This is a genomic window from Neorhizobium galegae bv. orientalis str. HAMBI 540, assembly GCF_000731315.1.
GTDB classification, from domain to species: Bacteria; Pseudomonadota; Alphaproteobacteria; order Rhizobiales; family Rhizobiaceae; genus Neorhizobium; species Neorhizobium galegae.
On sequence record NZ_HG938354.1, the window covers coordinates 702,757 to 723,559 of the forward strand.

17 protein-coding genes and 2 pseudogenes are annotated in these 20,803 nt (G+C 62.7%); 11 read left to right on the forward strand and 8 right to left on the reverse strand.

Annotation, left to right across the window (positions count from 1 at the left end; all coding sequences use genetic code 11):
* Position 1: 1 nt before the first annotated feature.
* The 8 genes from RG540_RS25835 to RG540_RS25870 all read right to left on the reverse strand — a co-directional run bounded on the left by RG540_RS25835 (position 2) and on the right by RG540_RS25870 (position 10,596).
* Positions 2–2,050: a hydantoinase/oxoprolinase family protein gene (locus RG540_RS25835; protein ID WP_051909795.1), complete on the reverse strand. Its 2,049-nt coding sequence runs from the start codon at positions 2,048–2,050 to the stop codon at positions 2–4.
* Positions 2,037–3,923 carry a hydantoinase B/oxoprolinase family protein gene (locus RG540_RS25840; RefSeq protein ID WP_041364776.1) on the reverse strand — a complete coding sequence of 629 codons (1,887 nt, stop codon included), beginning with the start codon at positions 3,921–3,923 and terminating at the stop codon, positions 2,037–2,039. The genes RG540_RS25835 and RG540_RS25840 overlap by 14 nt, the downstream gene beginning before the upstream one ends.
* Positions 3,920–4,927, reverse strand: coding sequence for an NADPH:quinone reductase (locus RG540_RS25845; RefSeq protein WP_041364777.1), 1,008 nt, complete (start codon positions 4,925–4,927; stop codon positions 3,920–3,922). The genes RG540_RS25840 and RG540_RS25845 overlap by 4 nt, the downstream gene beginning before the upstream one ends.
* Positions 4,928–4,939: 12 nt before the next feature.
* Entirely contained in the window at positions 4,940–5,929 is a 990-nt protein-coding gene (locus tag RG540_RS25850) for an ABC transporter ATP-binding protein (RefSeq protein ID WP_041366366.1), read from the reverse strand.
* Positions 5,926–6,942 carry an ABC transporter ATP-binding protein gene (locus RG540_RS25855; RefSeq protein WP_051909797.1) on the reverse strand — a complete coding sequence of 339 codons (1,017 nt, stop codon included), beginning with the start codon at positions 6,940–6,942 and terminating at the stop codon, positions 5,926–5,928. The genes RG540_RS25850 and RG540_RS25855 overlap by 4 nt, the downstream gene beginning before the upstream one ends.
* A complete protein-coding gene (locus RG540_RS25860) occupies positions 6,939–7,853 on the reverse strand; it encodes an ABC transporter permease (RefSeq protein WP_155414700.1) in 915 nt (304 codons plus the stop codon). The genes RG540_RS25855 and RG540_RS25860 overlap by 4 nt, the downstream gene beginning before the upstream one ends.
* Positions 7,846–8,823, reverse strand: a complete 978-nt coding sequence (locus RG540_RS25865) for an ABC transporter permease (protein WP_041366369.1) — start codon at positions 8,821–8,823, stop codon at positions 7,846–7,848. Before RG540_RS25865 ends, RG540_RS25860 begins: the two co-directional genes overlap by 8 nt.
* Positions 8,824–8,943: 120 nt before the next feature.
* A complete protein-coding gene (locus RG540_RS25870; protein WP_041364780.1) occupies positions 8,944–10,596 on the reverse strand; it encodes an ABC transporter substrate-binding protein in 1,653 nt (550 codons plus the stop codon).
* A 284-nt stretch (positions 10,597–10,880) separates the two neighbouring features.
* Between RG540_RS25870 and RG540_RS25875 the strand changes: the two genes are divergently transcribed.
* The 11 genes and pseudogenes from RG540_RS25875 (at position 10,881) to RG540_RS25925 (ending at position 20,700) form a co-directional block, all read left to right on the forward strand.
* Positions 10,881–11,681 carry an IclR family transcriptional regulator gene (locus tag RG540_RS25875; protein WP_041364782.1) on the forward strand — a complete coding sequence of 267 codons (801 nt, stop codon included), beginning with the start codon at positions 10,881–10,883 and terminating at the stop codon, positions 11,679–11,681.
* Positions 11,682–11,859: 178 nt separating this feature from the next.
* The gene (locus tag RG540_RS25880) at positions 11,860–13,581 is read left to right on the forward strand and encodes a M28 family peptidase (protein WP_041364783.1); all 1,722 of its coding nucleotides are present in this window, start codon (positions 11,860–11,862) and stop codon (positions 13,579–13,581) included.
* Positions 13,582–14,148: 567 nt separating this feature from the next.
* Positions 14,149–14,586 (forward strand): type II RES/Xre toxin-antitoxin system antitoxin, encoded by a 438-nt coding sequence (parS, locus tag RG540_RS25885; protein WP_041364786.1) that lies wholly within the window; start codon positions 14,149–14,151, stop codon positions 14,584–14,586.
* Positions 14,586–15,047 carry an RES family NAD+ phosphorylase gene (locus tag RG540_RS25890; RefSeq protein WP_041364787.1) on the forward strand — a complete coding sequence of 154 codons (462 nt, stop codon included), beginning with the start codon at positions 14,586–14,588 and terminating at the stop codon, positions 15,045–15,047. Before parS ends, RG540_RS25890 begins: the two co-directional genes overlap by 1 nt.
* A gap of 42 nt (positions 15,048–15,089) precedes the next feature.
* A pseudogene (locus tag RG540_RS25895) lies at positions 15,090–15,452 on the forward strand (TIR domain-containing protein); the annotation flags it as partial.
* An 18-nt stretch (positions 15,453–15,470) separates the two neighbouring features.
* A pseudogene (locus tag RG540_RS33235) lies at positions 15,471–15,708 on the forward strand (hypothetical protein).
* 288 nt (positions 15,709–15,996) lie between these two features.
* Complete coding sequence (locus RG540_RS25905; protein ID WP_051909799.1) at positions 15,997–17,082, forward strand: ABC transporter substrate-binding protein; 1,086 nt, start codon at positions 15,997–15,999, stop codon at positions 17,080–17,082.
* 1 nt (position 17,083) lies between these two features.
* Positions 17,084–18,136 carry a FecCD family ABC transporter permease gene (locus tag RG540_RS25910; RefSeq protein WP_080725077.1) on the forward strand — a complete coding sequence of 351 codons (1,053 nt, stop codon included), beginning with the start codon at positions 17,084–17,086 and terminating at the stop codon, positions 18,134–18,136.
* Complete coding sequence (locus tag RG540_RS25915; protein WP_041364789.1) at positions 18,133–18,891, forward strand: ABC transporter ATP-binding protein; 759 nt, start codon at positions 18,133–18,135, stop codon at positions 18,889–18,891. The genes RG540_RS25910 and RG540_RS25915 overlap by 4 nt, the downstream gene beginning before the upstream one ends.
* The gene (locus RG540_RS32985) at positions 18,888–20,198 is read left to right on the forward strand and encodes a hypothetical protein (RefSeq protein WP_041364790.1); all 1,311 of its coding nucleotides are present in this window, start codon (positions 18,888–18,890) and stop codon (positions 20,196–20,198) included. The genes RG540_RS25915 and RG540_RS32985 overlap by 4 nt, the downstream gene beginning before the upstream one ends.
* Positions 20,191–20,700: a hypothetical protein gene (locus RG540_RS25925; RefSeq protein ID WP_041364792.1), complete on the forward strand. Its 510-nt coding sequence runs from the start codon at positions 20,191–20,193 to the stop codon at positions 20,698–20,700. The genes RG540_RS32985 and RG540_RS25925 overlap by 8 nt, the downstream gene beginning before the upstream one ends.
* Positions 20,701–20,803: the final 103 nt, after the last annotated feature.

Sequence of the window (20,803 nt, forward strand, 5' to 3'; positions counted from 1 at the left end):
CTCATGCATCCTGCTTGGCTGTCAGAAGAAGGGCACCGGAGACATGCACCGTGCCGGTCCAGCCGGGTGCGACCAATGTCGTCGTGTCGAGTTGGGTGAGGATCATAGGCCCCTGGAACGTGGCGCCGGCCCCCAGCGTCGAACGGTCGACGACGGGAACGCTCGTCACGCCGCTTTCGAAATGCACCGGCACATGATCGAACGGGGTGACGTCGGAACCCTTCTCGAGAATTGCCGGCGGCGGTTCGACCGTCATGCCGGCGGCCTCGACGCGCAGGGTCACGAGTTCGATCGCCGCTTCCAGCGCAAAACCATAGAGCGCCTTGTGCTCGGCGGCGAAGGCCGCCTCGACAGCCTCGCGGGTCTCGCCCCAGGTCACGGCAAGCTCGCCGCCCTGGCCGTGGTAGCGCAACAGCGCGACGGTCGCGATGCGGCGATCCTTTTCAGCCACGCCTTCGGTCTCGAACCAGGCGGAGGCCTGGGTCTTGAGCTCGGCGATGATACCATTGGCGATCGCCACATCCACCGTACCGGCTTTCGGCAACGTGCGGCTGAACTCGGCCTTGAGGTCGGCGGCGAGCAGGCCGTCGGCGCAGAGGATGCCCGGAGCCGGCGCGATCATCACACGGGAAATGCCGAGCAGTTCGGCGAGCGCGCAGCCATGCAGCGGGCCGGCGCCGCCGAAGGGCACCAGCGTGAAGTCGCGCGGATCATGGCCGCGTTCGACCGAGACGACGCGCACCGCGCCGACCATGTGGTTGTCGACGATCGCCAGGATGCCGCGCGCCGCCGTCGCCGTCGAAAGACCGAGCGGCTTCGCAACCTTGCCGTCGACCGCCTTGCGGGCGGCTTCGACATCGAGCGCCATGCGACCGCCGAGCAGGCGGGCCGGCAGGTGGCCGAGCACGACATGGGCGTCGGTCACCGTCGGGTTCTCGCCGCCATGACCATAGGCGGCCGGCCCCGGACGGGCGCCGGCACTCTGCGGACCGACGGTCAGCGTGCCATCCGCCACCTTGGCGATCGAACCACCGCCGGCGCCGATCGTCACCATGTCGACCATCGGCAACGGCAACGGCCATTCGCCGACCTTGCCGTGTTGGGTTAGCCCGATCTTGCCATCCTTGATGAGGCAGATGTCGGCACTGGTGCCACCGATATCGACAGTGATGATATCCTTGATGCCGCAGGCGGCGGCAACTGAGCGTGCGCCGACCACGCCGGCGGCGGGGCCGGACAGTGCCGTCAGCGCCGGAGCCTGGCGGATGGTGGCCGCACCGGCGACACCGCCATTCGACTGCATCAGCAGCAGCGGGGCTGTGACCTTCTCGTCCTCAAGCCGCTTTTCGAGGCGTCCCACATAGGTGGTGACGCCGGGCATGACGGTGGCGTTGAGCACGGTCGTCAGTGTGCGTTCGAACTCGCGCACGACAGGCAGCACGTCGGTCGAGGTGGTGACGGCGAGATGCGGCAGTTCTGCGCGAAGAATCTCCGCCGCACGCTTCTCGTGGATCGGATTGGCAAACGCATGCAGCAGGCAGATGGCCACCGCCTCGACGTCCATGCCGCGGATCGCTTCGGCCACAATCCGCACGCTATTCTCGTCCAGCGCATCGAGAATGGCGCCGCCGGCGGCGATGCGCTCGTCGATCTCGACGATACGCGAGGCCGGCACGGGCCGCGCCGGCTTCACCCAGGTATAGAGGTTCGCCTTGCGGGGAATGTCCTGGCGGCCGATGTTCAGCACATGGCGGAAACCCTTGGTGGTGACCAGCGCCGTGCGGGCGCCCTTGTCTTCCAGGATCATGTTGGTCGCAACCGTCGTGCCGTGCAGGACCTGGCCGAGCGAGGAGGCCTCGCGGCCGGCATCGGTCAGCGCCAGGCGGATGCCGGTCAGGAACGCCTCCGAAGGATCGGAGGGCACGCTCGGGGTCTTCGCCCGCCAGACCTTGCCGGTGGCGCGGTCGAGAAGCGCAACGTCGGTGAAGGTGCCGCCGATATCGACTGCGACGGAAAGGGAGGTATCGATAAAGGTCTCAGGCGAGGACATCGACATACTCCTGACGATGGAATGCACGGGTGGCGGGACGATTGGCGCGAAGTGCGGCCGTAGCCGCGTGGTCAACCTTGGTGCCCTTCACGACGACGCCATAGAGGCGTTCGGCCGACTCGGCACTGACGAAACCGCCGAGCACGTCTTCGAGAATGGCATCGAGATTACGGTCGAAGGGATGGCCGAAACCTCCACCCCCGCCGGTCTCCATGCGCAGCACATCGCCCTTGACCAGCCTGTTGCCGTCCGACAGCGGCGGAACCATGCGCTGGTCTGGCCGGCCCGGATTGATGGTGACGCGGCCGGTGCCGCCGCCCATGCCGCCATTAATGCCCCAGGGCGGGTTCTTGACGCTGTCGATGCGCACCGCAAGCATCATGTCCTCGGCAAGGATCTCGTATTCGCGGATGATGCCGCAGCCGCCGCGGTATTTGCCGGCGCCGCCGGAATCCTTGACGATGCCGTAGGTGCGCAGGCGCACCGGATAGCCGACTTCGAGGAACTCGACCGGATAGTTCTCCTGCGCCACGAAATAGACCGCGTCGATGCCGTCCGAATCCGGCCGCGCTCCGTAACCGACGCCGATGCCGTCAGCGAGCAGGAAGCGCTTCAGCTCACCCGCGTCGTCCTTGTAATTGCCGCGCATGATGGTGATCACATAGGCCGAGTTCGAGGCCGGCGCCTTGCCGCCCGCCGTATTGACGAGGCCGTTGAGGGCCGACAGCACACGCATCATGGTCAGGCCGCGCATGCCGAGTGCCGCCGGGAAATTCGGTTGCAGGAACGATCCCTGGCGCAGGTTGACGGCGTCCAGCGCCTGCGGGCCGCCGGCATTGCAGACCTGGCCCGGATCGCCACCGAGATAGAAGAGACCGAGCGCCATACCCGGCACACCGCGGTTCATCAGGAAGTTGACCGGACCGGGCGCCTGATCGTCAGACTCGGTCGCATCGAAGGTGAACTTGTCTTCGCCATTCGCCAGCTTCTCGCGGGTCAGCGCGAGGCGCATCTTGAACGGGCCGTTGCCATGGCCGTCGCTGTCGATCGCATCGGTAAATTTATGGGTGCCGTAGTCGAAGGTCTCGGCGAGCTTGGAGCGCACCAGCTTGCGGGTGCGGGTGAGCAGCTGTGCCAGCGCATCTTCCACGACGTCGGAGCCGAAGCGGTCAAGGATCTCGCCGATGCGCTTGACGCCCACATCGACACTCGCCATCAGCGCCCGCATGTCGCCGATGCTCTGCTCGGGGAAACGAGAATTGCGATGGAAGATCGACAGCGTCGCCTCGTTGGTAACGCCCTGGTCCATCAGCTTGGTGACCGGAATGATGATGCCTTCCTGGTAGATGTCGGTCGCATCCGGGCTGATCGAGCCCGGCCGCATGCCGCCGATATCGGCGAAATGCGCCCAGCTCATCACGAAGGCGCAACGCTTGTCGTCCTTGAAGACCGGCGCCAGCAAAACCTGGTCGTTGGAATGGGAAACCGCGCCGCGCGAACCGTAGCAGTCATTGTACCAGTAGAGATCGCCGGGCTTCATCGTATCGGCCGGAAACTTGTCGAAGACCGGGCCGGTCATGTCGCCGAAGACCGGCACCATGGAGCCGACCGCCATGACGCCTTCGCCGTCGAACAATGCCGTATAAAAATCCTTCTTCTCGCGAATGAAGGCGGAGATCGCGGTGCGCTCGAGCAGCGCTTCCATTTCCGACTGGGCGGCGGCGATCGCGCCGCGGATGATTTCGAGCGAGACTGGATCGCAGAGGGACTCTTCCGGTTTTACCGCCCTGGCGGGCGTGCTTTCGCTTTCCTTGGGATTGTACATCTTGGAATCCTCGTTGGATGCTGTGGAATGGATCGATCGGGTGCTCATTGGGCACCTCCGATCAGGACGACGACGTTGCCGAGGCCACCGCGCTCAACGCGCTCATGGGCCTTGGCGATGTCTTCGAGGGGGAATGTCGCGCCGATTGCGACCTTGAGCCTGCCGGCATCGGCGAGTTCGGCGATCATCCTTTCACCCGCCAGCCGCTGATCTTCGGGGATCAGAAAACCCTGGATGAAGCGCAGGTTGGCGCCCTTGGCTGCGAAGGCATAGTAGGGGAGCATCGGCGTCGGATTGCTGCTCGACGAATAGGAGGCGACCGTGCCGTTGCGTTTCAGCGCGGCGGCATCGAGTTCCAGGTTTGCCCCGAAATCGACCTCGACGATACGATCGACGCCCTGTCCTTCGGTCAATTCCAAGATACGGGCCGAGACGTCTTCGCGCTTGCGGTCGATCGTGGCGAAAGCGCCGGCTTGCCTCACGTGCACTGCGGCTTCCGGTGTGCTCACCGTACCGATCACCCGCGCTCCGCCGGCAACCGCCATCTGCACTGCGAAATGGCCGACCGCACCGGCCGCACCGTTCACAAATATGGTCTGCCCGGTAACCGGGCCATCGGCGAAGACGGCGCGATAGGCGGTCATGGCCGGCACGCCGAGATTGGCGCCGTCGGCGAAACTCAAGGCATCGGCAAGCCTCACCGCCTGGTGGGAAGCGATTGCGATGAATTCGGCTGCCGTCCCGAAAGCGCGGCCCGCTTCGCCATATCCGCCCTGGGCATTCCACATCCAGACCCGTTCGCCGATGCGCGCCAGATCGACGCCCGCGCCGACACCGATGATCTCGCCGGCTCCGTCCGTATGCGGAATGATCAGCTTGTGATCCATGCCCATGCCGCGCCAGCCACCACGGCGTTTCACGTCGGCCGGGTTGATGCCGGACGCATGCACGCGCACCAGCACCTCGCCGGGACCGGCGACCGGTGCAGCCATCTCAGTCACGGAGAGAACCTCCGCGGCGGGACCGGTGCGTGTGTAGGAAGCGGCAAGCATCAACAACTCCAATCAGTAGAGGTGACAGGCGACGGTGCGGGTACCGACCGGTTTCGGGTGGGGCACCTCGGCCGCACAGCGCGCATGGGCTGCCGGACAGCGGTCGCGAAAAACGCAGCCGGAGGGTGGATTACGCGGGTCCGGCGCCCCGCGGCCGATCGGCAGCGGCTCGTGGCTCTGGTCGGGATTCGGCACAGGAACGGCGGCGACCAGCGCCTTGGTATAGGGATGCAGCGGTTCGCGGACGATATCCTCGGTCGGCCCGTCCTCCATGATCCGCCCGAGATACATGACGATGGTCCGCTCGCAGACGTAACGCACCAGCGCCAGGTCGTGGCTGATATAGATGGCGGTAAGGCCAAGCCGGTCACGGACATCGCGGAAGACGTTCAAGACGCCGGCGCGCACCGAAACGTCGAGCATCGAGACTGGCTCGTCAGCCACCACGAATTCCGGCTGCAGGATCAGCGCTCGCGCCATCACGACGCGCTGCAACTGGCCGCCGGACAGGTGATGCGGGTAGCGGTCGAGGAACTGCACGGGCTCCGGCAACTTCACCAGTTCGAGTGCCGTGATGATCCGGGCCTCGCGTTCGCGCTTCGGAATGTCTGCATTTTCCAGCGGCTCGGCCAGTGTCTGGCGGATGGTGAAGCGCGGATTGATCGCGTCGAACGGGTTCTGGAAGATCAGCTGCGCCTTGGAGCGGAATTTCTTCAGCCCCCTGCCGCGCACCGCGCCGATCTCCTCGCCGTCGAAATGGATCGTACCGCCGGTCTTTTCCTCAAGCTTCAGCAGCAGCCGGCCCATGGAAGTCTTGCCGCAGCCGGATTCGCCGAGCAGGCCGACGCTTTCGCCCCGCCGGATGTCGAAGCTGACGCCATCGACTGCCTTTACCACCGTCGATTTGCCGCGCATCGCCGCGAACGTACCGCCGACGGCATAATGCAGCTTGACATCGAAGACCGAGACCAGGACATCCGGTTTCTTGGTGACCATGTTCATGCCGGGGCCATCCATGTCTCCGTCTTGGCGGCTTCGATACGCAGGGCAGCACTCTCATTGGCACGGTGGCAAAGCACCGGGTGGCCCGGCGCGACGTCGATGACCGGCGGCTCGGTACCGCAGATGTCGAGCGCGAAGGGACAGCGCGGCTTGAACCGACAGCCGGCCGGCGGATTGGCAAGGTTCGGCGGTGCCCCTTCAATCGGAACCAGGATGCCGGAGGCGGCCCCCTGCAGATCCGGGAAGGCATTGCGCAAGCCCATCGTGTAGGGATGCGACGGCGCCGTCAGCGTCGACTGCATGGTCCCGGATTCGGCGACCTTGCCGGCATACATGACGACCGTGCGGTCGCAGATATAGGCGACGACGGAGATGTCGTGGGTGACGAGAATGACCGACACGCCAAGACGCGTCTGCAGCTCTTTCAACTGGTCGAGGATCTGCCGTTGCACGATGACGTCGAGCGCCGTCACCGGCTCGTCGGCGATGATCAGCTTCGGGTCGAGCGCCAGCGCCAGGGCAATCGCAACACGCTGGCGCATGCCGCCGGAGAACTGGTGCGGATAATCGTTCAGGCGGTTGGCATCGATGCCGACCATCTCGAACAGTTCTTCGGAACGGGCACGGGACTGTTTGCGGCTCAGGCCGCCACGGCGGCGCAACACTTCGTCGAGCTGGTATTCGACCGTATAGACCGGATCGAGCGAGTTCATTGCGCTTTGCGGCACGAAGGCGATATCGCGCCAGCGCAACGCATTCATCTCCTTTTCGGGGATCTTTGCGAGATCCTTGCCGTCGAACAGGATCTGTCCGCCGGTGATTGCGGCATTTTCGGCGATCACCCGTGTCAGCGCCCGGGCGACCGTTGTCTTGCCGCAGCCGGATTCGCCGACCAGGCCGGTGATCGAGCCGCGCGGAATGTCGAAGCTCGCGCCATCCACGGCGTGGACGAAATTGCGCCCCACCTGATAGCTGACCCGAAGATCTCTGACGGAAAGAAGGGGTTCGCTCATCGGCTCAACTTCGGGAAGAGGATGTTTTCATAACCGCGGGTGATGAAGAAGCCCGCGCTGACGACGAGGATGATGCAGATGCCCGGAGGCACGAACCAGTAGAAGGCCTGTTTGGCGAGCGCCTGGCTGGCAAACGCATCCTGCAGCATGTAGCCCCAGCTGATCGAATTGGGGTCGCCGAAGCCCAGGAAACTGATCGATGCTTCGGTCAGGATCGCCCAGCCGATGGCGATCGACCCATAGAGGAAGGAGAGCGGCAGGATGTTCGGCGCGATATGGCGCAGGATGATCTTGAAGTCGGAAGACCCCGCCACCCGCGCCGCCTCGACGTAACCCCGGGTACGCAGCGTCAGCACCTGGCTGCGGATGACGCGGGCGGTATCGCGCCAGAGGACCAGCGCCATGGCGATGACGACGTTCCAGATCGACGGCCGCAGGAAGGCCGCCAGCACGATGACGAAGGGCAAAAAGGGAATGCCAAAGGCGATATCGGCAAGCCGCATCAGGATGGCGTCCACCCAGCGTCCGAAATAACCGGCCACGAGGCCGATGACGGAGCCGATCAGCGCCACCATGAAGGCAGCAGTAATGCCGATCAGCAGTGCCGAGCGGCTGCCATAGACGAGTTGCGAGAAGATGTCCCGGCCGAGGCTGGTGGTTCCCATGATGAAACCATCCTGCCCCGGCCGGAGGTCCGCCGCGAGATCGTAGGCTGGCGTATAGAGGATTTCGGTCGGATCATGCGTGGCGATCTGATCGGCGAACACCGCGACGAGGACGAAAACCAGATAAATGAGAAGACCGGCGACCGCGAACGGGTCATTCATCGGCAGTCTCAGCGCGCGAAACATCCGGGCAATAATATTGGGGCGTCTCGGTTTGATGATGGCGGGGGCTGCGATCTCAGGCATGGGAAATCCTTGGATCGAGGAAAGCATAGAGCAGGTCGGCAGCTAAATTCATGAAGATCACCACGAGCGCGATCATCAGGAAGGCGCCCTGCGCCAGCGGATAGTCGGAAGCGGCGACCGCATTCACCAGTTCGCGGCCGAGGCCGGGCCACGAGAATACCGATTCCACCACGACATTGCCCTGCAGCTGATAACCGACGGCGATCGCAAACGATGTCATCACCGGCAGCAGCGCGTTGCGGGCCGCATGACGCACCACCACCGTCCAGTTCGACAGTCCCTTGATGCGGGCCATGGTGACGAAGTCTTCCTTCATCACGTCGAGCATGTTGGAGCGCATCAGGAGAAGCGGCAGGCCCTGGCTGTAGATCGCCAGCGTCGCTGCCGGCAGCGCCAGATGGGCGAGGAAATCGCGCGACGTATAGAGGTCGAGAAAGCCGGAATATTCGTTGCCCGGAGCGCGGGTGCCGCCGGCCGGCAGCCAGCCGAGCGAAAACGAGAAGATCGCCAGCATCACCATGCCGAGCCAGAATTCCGGCATGGCGCGGGTGGTGAGCACCAGCGGAATGGCCGCCTGCTCCACCCAGCTGCCGCGGCGCCACGCGAGATAGGCACCGGCGAGAATGCCGAAGACATAAGCGACGATCAGCGAGGAGAAGGTGAGGATCAGTGTGTTCGGCAACAGGATCCAGATCCGCTGCCCGACCGGCTCGCGGTAGCGAAAACTCTGGCCGAGCTCGCCCTGCAGAAGGTTGCCGAGATAGATCAGGTATTGGTGCCAAAGCGGCTTGTCGAGGCCAAACTGGGCCATAAGCTGGTGCTGCTGCTCGAGCGTAAAGGTCGGATCGATATAGGCGGCCATCGGATTGCCCGGCATCAGCCGGAACATCAGAAACAGGATGGTCACCACCGCCCATAAAACAAGAGCGAGCTGCAGCAACCTGCCGCCCACAGCCTTGAAATTCTTCATCTGAAAAAATTCCTTCTCTTGGCTCGGCGCCGCCTTGGGAGGAAAGGCGAGGCGGACCGATGTCAAGCGTCAGGCAAAAAGGGGAGGCGGCACGGGGAAAATCCACCGCCTCCGTGAAGATTACTTGGCGGCGATGGTTTCCTTGGTGTCACCGGGATAGCGCAACTTGCCGCCGTCCAGCGTATAGCCGGCATCCTTCAAGGTCTTGGCCGCAACGGCCTGACCGGTCTTGAAGCCATCGACGACCGACTTGTCATGCCAGAATTCGAGCGCCGGGGAGACGATCGAGTTCGAACCGACCGCGAAGCTCTTGTAGGCAGCCTTGACGATCAGCTGGCGGTCGACCGCTTCGGAAAGCGCGCGACGGAAGGCCGGGTCGTTGAAGGGGGCGCGACGTTCGTTGAAGGCGATGTAGCGGAAGCCCATGTCGACGGTGGAAACCACTTCCAGGTCGCCGTCCTTCTTGGCGGCATCGATGAGCACCTGCGGATCGCCGGTGAACTCGCCCATGAAGTTGATTTCACCCGAGCGCAGCATGCCGAGTGCAGCTTCAGCGTTCGGTACGATACGCAGGATCCAGCGATCGACCTTCGGCGCGGCGAAGTGGTCCTTGTTGGCGGCAAGCGTGACGGACTCGTTTTTCGCCCAGCTGGTGAACTTGAACGGGCCGGAGCCGATCGGCATCTGCTCCTGATAGCTTTCCGCAGTCTCCGGCTTGGTGGCCAGATCCTTCAGGATCGGTTCCCAGATGTGCTTCGGGATCAGGTTGACCTTGGCAAGGCTGGAGGTGACGAAGGAAGCGGCGGGCTTCTTCAGCTTGAAGGTGATGACGTCGCCATTCGTGGTGATCGAGTCGATGTTCGTGGCGAAAGGCTTGTACATCGGGGCTTCGCCGCCGACCGCCGCTTCGAACGAGAACTTGACGTCATCAGGCGTGACCGGCTTGCCGTCATGCCATTTCATGCCGGACTTCAGCTTCACGTCGACCGTAGTGCCGTCCTTCCAGGTGAAGCTCTCGGCGGCCCACGCCTTCGGCAGGCCGTCCGGGCCGACGCGCAGCAGGCGGTCCCAGACGAGTTCGGTGATCCAGCTGTCGACGCTGCCCGAGATATAAAGCGGGTTGATCGCCTTGATATTGTCGGACGAGTTGATGATCAGATCCTTCTTGGGTCCAGCCGGCTCGATGCCGAGGAAGGTCCAGGTGTTGCGGATGCCGATGCCGCTCTGATTGACGACCGATTCCGGCTTCCAGACGGTCTTGTCGAAAGCGAAGGTCGACTTCGGATGCACCAGCATCATGTAAGGCTGATCCTTCGACAGGATCTCCTGCGCCTTGAAGACGAGCGCCTTGCGCTTGGCTGGATCGATCTCGCCGCGCTGGGCTTCGGCGGTCGCGTCGTAATCCTTGTTCAGGTAGCCCGCGAAATTGTAGCCATCCTTGGCGGTCGAGGAATGGAAGAGGTTGAAGATGAGCTCGTCCGGATCGGAGCGCTCAGGCCGGCCGACCATCTGCCAGGCGGTCGAGTCCCACTGGTCGCGCTTGTACCAGACTTCGTCCGACATCTGTTCCCAGGGGATCGCCCGGACTTCGACATCGAGGCCGAGCTTGCGCCATTCCTGGGCGATCAGCTGGACGGACTGGAATTCTGCCTGCTGGCCGGCCTGCGGTCGGGACAGGATGGTGATCTTGCGGATCGGATCGCCGGCCCAGGCGGGCAGAGCGATGGCCGTCACCACAAGAGCTGCAAATGCATTTCTCAAAACGGACTTCATGGTCGTTCTCCTCTGAATAGCTTGACTATTCTCTTTGTTGGCAAAGGGTTTTCTCCCTCCGCATCGCAAATCCGAAATCGGCCTTCGAACACGTTTCCCGCGCGTTCAATGCCGATACTCAATCCACAGAATTCTGCACGGGCGCCTTCGAAGGGTTTGCAACCCGGCTCCCAATGTTTTATTGTGTGAAACATCGTTTCGCATTGATGGCGAGTAAAACACATTCCAAGAAGATTGCAAGAAGCTTCAAGCAATCCAAATCACATGCCGGAGGAGACCATCCGATGAGCGAACCAAAAGACTACAAGATCGCGGCCGTGGACCGGGCGCTCGCCCTTCTCGAGGCCCTTGCCGATCGTCCGGACCAGGGCGTGACGTCGCTCGCAAAATCGCTGGGGATGACCAAATCGCTGGTCTTCCGCCTGCTGCACACGCTGGAGGAACGCGGCTTCGTATCGCGCGATCCGGAGCGTGCCGAATTCGCGCTCGGCTATCGCATCGGCGTGCTCGGCGAGCGTCTCGGCAAGGATGGCGCGCTGCTTTACGCTGCCCGGCCGGTCATGGATGCGCTCCGCGACCAGACATCCGAGAACGTCAATCTTGTCGTGCGCGAAGGCCTGAAGACCTATGTTCTGGCGACCCGCGCCGGCCGCCATTCGATCCGGCTTTTTGCCCAGGCCGGACGCAATGGCCCGTTGCATGCGGGCGGCGGATCGCTGCTTCTGCTGGCTTACGCGGATCCGTCGGTCATCGATGCGGCGCTCTCCCAACCGCTCGAAGCCTTCACTCCCTACACGATCACCGACCGGGCGAAATTGCGCCAGGCACTCGAACGCATCCGCGCCAACGGCTACAATATCGTGCTCAACGATCTCGATGAAGGCGCCTTCTCCGTCGCTGCCCCGATCACCGGCGCCGACGGCACGATCATCGCCTCGATCTCGGTGGCCGGCGCTGTCGCCCGCTTCGACGAGGAACGGCGTGAAAGCCATTTGAAGGCGGCCCTCGACGCCGCTGCGGAAATATCCGAGCGCCTTTCGATCCACGGCCCTGGCGAAAACGGCCTCGTGAAATCAAGGGCTTGAGGCCCGATCGAGCTTGTCTCCAATCATCCGGAAATAGACGGGCGCTTTGGCGCCCGTTTTCGTCAGTGCGATTTCTGGCCCTTCGAAGCCGCTTGCGGGGTCCCCAAACCTCTGTTAGCGTTTTCATGCTTTGTGAAACGACGTTTCACTAGATAAAACAAATTGGGGAGTGCCGGATATGAACGAGATCGAATCTGCCGTTCTGGGAGCGGTGAAGCTGGATGAACCCTGGGCTCTGGTCGAGAGCTTTGCGACCTACAAGCGCGAGCATCCGACCGATGTAAACCGCGCCATGGACGAGGTCGCCGCGCGGCTCGCCAAGCACGGTGTCGAGGTCAAGATGCATGAAGCCGACCTTTTCCTCAGCTTACCCGGCCTTGCCCGTGTCGAAGCCGGCGGCAAAACCTTCCGCGCCAAGCCGCCGTCCTATTCGCTGGATGCATCGAAGGGCGTGAAGGGCGAGATCGTTTATATCGCCAGCCTCCAGCCGAAGGCGATCTCGACCATGTTCGAAAAGACCGTCGACGGCACCGGGGAACTCGCGGCCCGGGTCCGCGGCAAGGTGGTTCTCTCGGAAGGTTTCGCCAATCCGGGTCTCGTTTCGCAGTTCACCGAGCTTGGCGCCGTCGGCGTCATCGCCATCAACCCCGGCGTGGACATTCATTGGGGCACCTGCACCACCGTCTGGGGCACGCCTGACCTCGACGACCTGCCGCGCAAGCCGTCGATCCCGGCCGTCGCCGTCAACCGCGAGAGCGGCGACGCGCTGATCGAACTTGCCAAGACCGGCGCCGAGGTCACCATCTTTGCGGACATGGAAGAAGGCTGGTTCAAATCGAAGCTGCCGGAAGTCTTCATCAAGGGCACCGAGGAACCCGACAAATATGTCTTCCTGCACGGCCATCTCGACAGCTGGGATGTCGGCGTCGGCGACAATGCGACGGGCGACGCGACGATGCTCGAAATCGCTCGTGTGCTGTGGGCCAACCGCGACAAGCTGAAGCGCTCGATCCGCATCTGCTGGTGGCCCGGCCATTCGACCGGCCGTTATGCCGGCTCCACCTGGTTCTCCGACAATTTTGCGCTCGACCTTGACGAAAACTGCGTCGCATCCGTCAACTGCGACAGCCCCGGCTGCCGCTGGGCAACGGAATTCATCAATCTCTGCATGATGACCGAAACGGAAGCCTTCCTGTCCGACGTCATCGAGGAAGTGGCCGGCAAGAAAGCCGAAGCCGAACGCCCGCACCGCGCCGGCGACTATTCCTTCAACAATATCGGCCTGTCGAGCTACCTGATGCTGTCCTCGACCATGACGGAACGGGATCGCGAGGAAAAGGGCTATTACACGGTCGGCGGCTGCGGCGCCAACATCGCCTGGCACACCGAAAACGACACGCTCGAGATCGCCGACAAGGACATCATGCTGCGCGACATCAAGGTCTATCTGCTCGCCGTGCTGCGCAATGCCAATGCAAAAATCCTGCCCTTCGACTGGCGCGCGACGGCACGAGAATTCGTCCACACGGTCGACACCTACCAGAAGAAGGCCGGCAACCGCTTCGACCTTTCGCCGAGCCGCAAGGCCGTCGAATCGCTCGCCGAGGCACTCGCCGCATTCTACGCCGGCATCGATTCCGGCAAGATCGAGCCAAAGTCGGCAAACCACGTGATCCAGAAGCTCGCCCGCATCCTGGTGCCGCTCAACTACACCCGCGAGCAGCGATTCCGCCACGATCCGGCCTTGCCGATCCCGGAACTGCCGGCCATCTCGACGGCAGCCGATCTCGACAAGCTCGGCCCTGGGAAACTCGGTTTTGCCAAGACTCAACTCGTGCGTGGCCAGAACCGCGTGATCTCGGCGCTGCGTCAGGCAGAACAGTTGGTTCGCGCTGCCTGATCGCCAACACCTAGACAAAAACCCCATAAAGTTGATGTCCAACTTTATGGGGTCAGTTCATCCCTAACCGCTCCCTTTTGTTCCTGTAGTTTTATCTTCCGCTTCTCGTTTTGCTGCGGAGCTATCCATCGATCGTTGTCGTCCTCCCGTTGGGCAGGCGGCCCCTCGGCGACCGCCTAAGCGTGAAACGCGTCGACATCCTCGAGCTTGAAATTGGCCGCCCCCCGTCGCGCGCGCGGGCCGTTTCCGGAATGGTCTCGTGATCCCCGTGGAGGATGGCCAGATTGACGGTCGATTTAGATGTGCCGAGCCCGGCGGGCAGGGTTCATATTCCTTCAAGAGCGCGATTACGCGAACTCTCCGGCGCAGGCGATATCCACGCGCCTGAGGGCGTCGCATCGCTCGGTATTCAAAATGCCGTCTTTCAGAGCAACGTCGGGTCACGACGAAAATGTTAAAGAGGGTCAAGGCCACCCAATAATCAACACTGCGGCTATCAATCCTTGCAAAACGGCAAGATGCCATCTATATCTACGGCAAATTGCCAGAGTCTTTAAAGAGGCTGTCATGTCCACTGCCATTGTCGAGGAAGTCGCCCGCAAGCTTGGCGGCCAGACGGTTCTTGGGACCATCGTCCGATCGCAGGCCGATCTGGCTCTTGCCGTGCGTAACCGCTTGCCGTTGGCAACACTCAGGGGGCTGACCCTTGCGGGGCTGAGTGATCAGGAGATCGAGAAATTCGTAATTCCGCAGCGGACCCGTCGGCACCGCGCCAACAAGCATCAGTCACTGACGATTGATGAGTCCGATCGGGCCGTCCGGCTTCTGCGGATCCAGTCGCTGGCGGAAGATACCTTTGGCGACAAGGACAAGGCCAATCGCTGGCTGCGCCGGTCCCTCACCGAACTTGGAGGCGAGACGCCCCTGGACGTTGCCCAGACCGAGGCGGGCGCCCGCGTCATCGAGACGGTTCTCGGCAAGATCGCCTGGGGCGCGGCCGCCTGATGCTGCTGTGGCGTCTGTCAGGCAGGCCGCACGCGCAGGCGCTTGACGGCGGTTATGGCCTGCATTTTGATGGCAGATGGAACTCGGTGGGACATGCGGTCACCTATTGCGCGACCTCTCCCTCCCTCTGTGTCCTGGAGAAACTCGTCCACATCGAGGATCCGGGGTTGCTTCCCGAACTCATCATGGTCACTTATGATGTCCCGGATACCCTCGGCGTCGAGACCGTCGATCTGGATGATCTTCCGTCGGATTGGCGCCGTCAGGAGGTATGGACACAGCAGCGAGGGGATGCCTGGCATCAGGCGCGCTCGACACCATTGCTGCGGGTGCCGTCGGCGATTGTGCCGATCGTCCGATCGCCTGATCTAAACATCGTCGTAAATCACCGTCATTCCGCGGCCAGCGAAATGAAGATCATTGCCGCTGAGCCATTCGTCCTCGATCCGCGGTTATTCTAGGGTGAAACCCAATCAGACACGGCTGCTGCGCTGCTTCGATAGGGGGATGCCAAGACGCTGCATGATCTGCTCGACGCACGTGACGTATCAGTCTGGTTCAGCGAAAAGGACGTCGCCCTCGGTACGTCGTTGCTTCGCGAAATCGACAAGAGATTGGTGAAGTCGCGCGTCGGAATCGTGCTGGTGACGCCCGCATTGCTGCGCTGTCTTCCAGCAGCAGGTGTTGCCGACAAGGAGCTTTCGGCACTCCTGGCGACCGAACAGCTCGTCCCCATCGTCCATAACACGACGTACGATGCTCTCCGCAACGTTAGCCCTCTTTTGGCCTCGCGAAGCGGGCTGAGCACCGAAGAAGACACGATGGCAGTGGTGGCGGACAAGCTCGCCGAGCTTGTTCCGACCTAGCTTCATAGGAATACGTCGATGCTGAAAACCGATACCCGCCAAGCGAACTGGCGCCGAGCCAATCTGGCCAAATATAATGCTCATCTTGCCGTGCAGCGGGCGGTTAAGATGCATGATCTGGAAAAGCAAACGTGTGAAGTATGTGAGAATAAAGCGGTCGATGCTCATCACGATCAATACGACGAGCCGGCTACATCATACCCGTCTACACCACCACGGCGAAGATATGTTCCCCATCCGACGCCGAGACGAGTGACAGAGGAGATTATCATATATTCTCAGGCAGTTGGGACTTCCAAATAGCGGGCCGCTGGTTCAAACCCTTTCAAGAGCCAGAGACCAAACACGTGAGCGAAGCATGTTCTTTACGGCCCAGTCCTTTTGGTTCATCCGCTCCGGACACAGCAACAGCGCGATTTTTTCGGCGTGAAATATGCCCTGCGTAATCGCCCGCCCCTCGGCTGCTGACAAGCATCGCAATTATCTTGACAAAATAAGTCATATTTACGATTTGATGTGCGTCACTGTATTTTGAGGGGGTTTCATGCTTTTCAGACGGAACGAACTAGCGATTGCAATTGCGTTGGTGGTTGCGCAGCCACATGTCGCATCTGCCGACCCGATCACCATCATCGACCATGAAAAGCGCACCGTGACGCTGGCAAGACCGGCCGAGCGGATCGCGTCCCTTCCGATCCCGATGGCGTCGACCATCATCGCCATGGACGGCGGAACCTCGAAGCTCGTGGGTATGAACCCGACCGCCAAGTCGGCGATCGTCGAAGGTGTGCTCGGCAAGATCTTCCCCGAGGCCAAGGACATTCCTTCGGACATTACCGCGCCGAATTTCATTCCCAATGTCGAGGAACTGGCGGCCACCAATCCTGACCTGGTGATCCAGTGGGCAGATCGCGGCCATGATCTGGTCGGCCCGATCGTCAATGCCGGACTTACCGCGCTTTTGATCTCCTACGGCACGGAAGAGAAGACCAAGCAGTACCAGGTCATGGTGGCGACCGCGATGGGCAAGCCCGGGCGGGCGGAGATGATCAATGGCTGGCGCGATCAGGTGGCCGCCGAAATGGCGGCGAAGTCGAAGGACATTCGGGCGGAGAGGAAGCCGAAAGTCCTCTATCTCGGCCGCGCGCTGGAAAGCCTGACCGCCTCCGGCGACAAGGGCAACTACAACGCCTTCTACATCAATCTGGTCGGCGCCACCTCGGCTTCCGCCAATGTTGAAGGCCAGGGCACCACGATCAGCCCCGAGCAGATTGCCGAGTGGAACCCGGATGTAATTCTCTTGAACAGTTTCGAGGCCAAGCTCGGTCTTGAGCGGGTCTATGACGACCCGATCCTGTCGCTAACCAAGGCCGCACAGGAAAAGCGCGTCTACAAGATGCCGCTCGGCGGCTATCGCTGGGATCCGCCGAACCAGGAAAGCCCGCTGAGCTGGATGTGGCTCGCCAATCTGATGCATCCCGACATCTTCCAGTACGACCTGCGCGGCGAGATGAAAAAGGCATACAAGACCCTCTACGACTACGATCTGACCGACAAGGACATCGACGGCATCCTATGGATCGGCATGCAGGGCGAGGCGACTAACTACGCCCAGTTCAAGGCGAAGTAAGATGGCGATGGCGGCGACTGAGCGCGGGCGCCGAAGCCTGATCGGCTTCCGCATCGGCACGTTTGGGCTCATGGTGCTGGCGCTGATCGCGGCCATGGTGTTTGCGATCGGTGCCGGGCGCTTTTCCGTCGACGTGGCGCGGATCGGCGAGATCCTGCTCGCGGCGGTCCTCAACCCGAATGCCGCGCCGACGCAGATGGACGAGCGCATCGTGCTGCTCGTGCGTCTGCCGCGCGTGCTTCTGGCGGCGCTGTCGGGTGCGGCGCTCGCCGTCGGCGGCGCTGCGCTGCAGGGTGTGTTCCGCAATCCGCTGGTCTCGCCGCAGGTGCTCGGCATCAGCCAGGGTGCGGCCTTTGGCGGCGCGCTCGCCATCCTGTTCGGCTTTTCCGGCTTCGTCCTGCTCGGCATGGCCTTCCTGCTCGGCCTGTCGGCGCTGGTCATGGTCGGGCTGCTTGCCCGCATCAATGGCCGCACGGAGGTGATCACGGTCATCCTCGCCGGCATGATCGTCGGTGCCCTGTTCGCGGCGCTGGTATCCGTCGTTCAGTTCGTCGCGGATCCCAACACTTCTCTGCCCGCCATCGTCTATTGGCTGATGGGCTCGTTTTCTACCGCCACCTGGCCACGCCTGTGGCTCGCGGTGCCGGGGATGGGACTTAGCCTCCTTGCCGTCTGGTTGTTACGCTACCGGCTCAACCTTCTCGCGCTCGAGGAGCAGGAGGCGCGTTCGCTCGGCGTCAATCCGGATCGTGAGCGCTGGTACATCTTCGTGGCCATTTCGCTGATGACAGGCACCTCGGTGGCGGTGGCCGGCATCGTCGGCTGGATCGGTCTCGTCGTGCCGCATGCTGCGCGCATTCTAGTTGGCGAGGACCACCGTGCGCTGATCCCGGCCTCGGCATTGCTGGGTGCCGCCTATCTGACGCTAATCGACACCATGGCGCGCACCCTGACGGCGGCGGAAATTCCGCTCGGTGTGCTGACCGCGCTGGTGGGTGCGCCGGTGTTCGGTTTCCTGCTGCGCCGCCATTTCAAGGAAACCAACCGCACATGATCGGTCTTCAAGACGCCTCCGTCTCCTTCGGCGCCCGCACGCTGTTTGCCGGCATCAGTTTCACCGTGCCGGTCGGCCGTTCCATGGCGGTGCTCGGCCCCAATGGTCGCGGAAAGACCACGCTTTTGCGTGCCCTGCTTGGTTTTCAGCCGCTGGTCGACGGACGCCGTAGCGCGCCGAAAATCGCCGGCTATGTGCCGCAGCACGGCGCCTCGCAGGCCAAGCTTTCCGGGCTCGAGGTCGTGATCATGGGCCGGGCGGCGAGGCTTGGCCTGTTCGGCCAACCCTCCGCCGAGGATCGCGCGGCGGCCGAACAGGCGCTGGTCGGGGTCGGCGCCTGCGATCTGGCCAAACTTCGCTACGACCGCATGTCCGGCGGCCAGCGGCAGATGGTGCTGATCGCCCGTGCCATCGCCACTGGTTCTCCGGCCCTGATCTTCGACGAGCCGACCTCGGCGCTCGATCTCGGCAACCAGTCGCGCACGCTGGAGCTCCTCAATTCGCTCCGGCTTCGACGCGACAAGGCGATCCTGTTCACCACCCACGACCCTAACCATGCGCTGGCGGCGGCCGACGACGTGCTGCTGATGATGCCGGGCGGGCGCGAAATCCACGGCACCGTTGCCGACATGATCGAGCCCGACAAGCTTTCCGAACTCTATGGCGTGGCGATGCGCTGGGTGGAGGTGTCTGGACCGACGGGTGAGACGCGCCGGGCAATTCTGCCGGCCTTCGCCGGAATAGAGGCAGCATGAACACGATCTATCTAAAGTCGGAACATGAAGGACCGTCCGAGGCCGTGAAGGCCGCCGCTGCCGAGGGAGCTGTCACGATCGTGGAGCAGCCGGACCTAACCGCAGAGATGCTTTTGGCCCACAAGGGCCTGATCACCGGCAACCAGCTCGATCAGAACGCTATGCTGCTGATGCGCGGGGCGCTCGCCGCCTTCCTCGACGTCGGCGGCCGCTGGTTCTTCAACGGCCACATGGTGCGGCCGCTGGCCGACGGCATGAGCCAGTACCGGCCGATCGAGGCGCCGAAGCGCGCCGATTTCGATCTGTCCTCGGTCAATCCCCATCCGCTGTTCTCCGGCATCGATCTTTTAATGCTTGAGACCAACAAGGGCGTGGCGGGCTTTTACGGCCGAGGCTGCAATCCGCTGCCCGAAGGCGCCGTTGCGGTGAACGGTCTCGGCGCGGCGCAGGTCCCGGTCGACTGGGTCTGGGCGCGACCAAGGGGCGGGCGGATCTTCTCCCATGCCGGCAATGATCTCGGCTCGATGGGGCTCGAATGGAACCTTTCGGGCGAGCTGACGCGGCGCATCATCGACTGGACCCGGGGCGGCGCCTGCTTCGACCCGTGGCCCTCCGCGCCCGCGTCGCCGGCGGCCGACCTGCCGCTTGCCGCATCCGAAACCTATGGCGGCATGCGCATGTCGAGCCGGACGGGACGGCGCATCGTCGCGCCATCGTCCGGCACCTATTACAATATCCGCAGTCTTGAAGGGCCGCGCTACACCGAGATCTTCGATATTATCTGCGCGCCCGAACAGCTCGGCGACATCCTGCGTCCCGGCGATATTCTGTGGGTTCCGTGCCGCACGCCGGCGCAGCGCATGATCGCCCAGAAGGACTTGGTCGCCCGCCATCTGGCTGGCGGCGGTACGGTTGTAGCGCTCGGCGAGAGCCGGTCCGATCTTTGGCTGCCGAAGGTCGATTTCTCCGGCACGCCGACAAACTGGTGGTGGTGGCTCGATCCGGCCGCTGATCTCGGCGTGCGTGTCACCGAGGCCGCGGCCAGCTATCCGCTGATGGCCGGCATAGGCCGCAGACAGGCGACCTGGCACCTGCATGGCTGGTTTGTCCCGCCGGACGGCGCCACGGTGCTGGTCCGCGACGGCGAGGGACGGGCGATCCTCTACGAGGACAAGGTCTCGACCAAGGGAACCATGATCCTTTCCTCGCTCGACCCGATGTTCCACCACGGGTCGCATTTCATGCCGGCCACGACACTTTTCCTCGATCATTTCGTTCCCAACGTGAAAGCCTTTGCAAATGTCTAATGCCATTACCGTGCTCGACAGTGGTCACCCGCTCAGCTTCACCTTCGATGCCATCAACGCCTATCACGGCGGCGGCTTTCCCGGCGGCGTGGCGCATGCACTGAAGGCGATGCAGGCGGCGTTTCCGCTGTTGTCCGCCACACCGCTGGAACGGCGCGAGGTGACTATCGTAACCGCTTTTTCCGGTCCCGGCGGACGCGACGCGCTGGAAATGGTGACCCGGGCGCTGACGGAGGGACGGCTGACCGTCGACAAGGCGATCGGCGGCAAGGACATCATCACCGACCCGCCCGGGCCTTACGTGTTCCGCTTCAGCTATCGCGGCCGTACCGCCGAAGCGGTGATCAAGCCGGGACATGTGAAGGAGGAGTTCGTCACGCTCGGCGCCAAGAAGGACAAGACGCCCGACGAGATCGCCCGCCACGAGGAATTGAAGGCAGAAATGGCCTATCGCCTGCTGCCTATCCCGGCACACGAGGTGTATGGCGTCAGGACCGTTTGATCCAGACCTGACCGAAGATCCACCGTATCGGGTGTGAATAGCTGCGGTCAGAGTTTGTAAGCTGGTCCTGAATACTGTTCCGGGCGATGTCACGTTGTTTGAT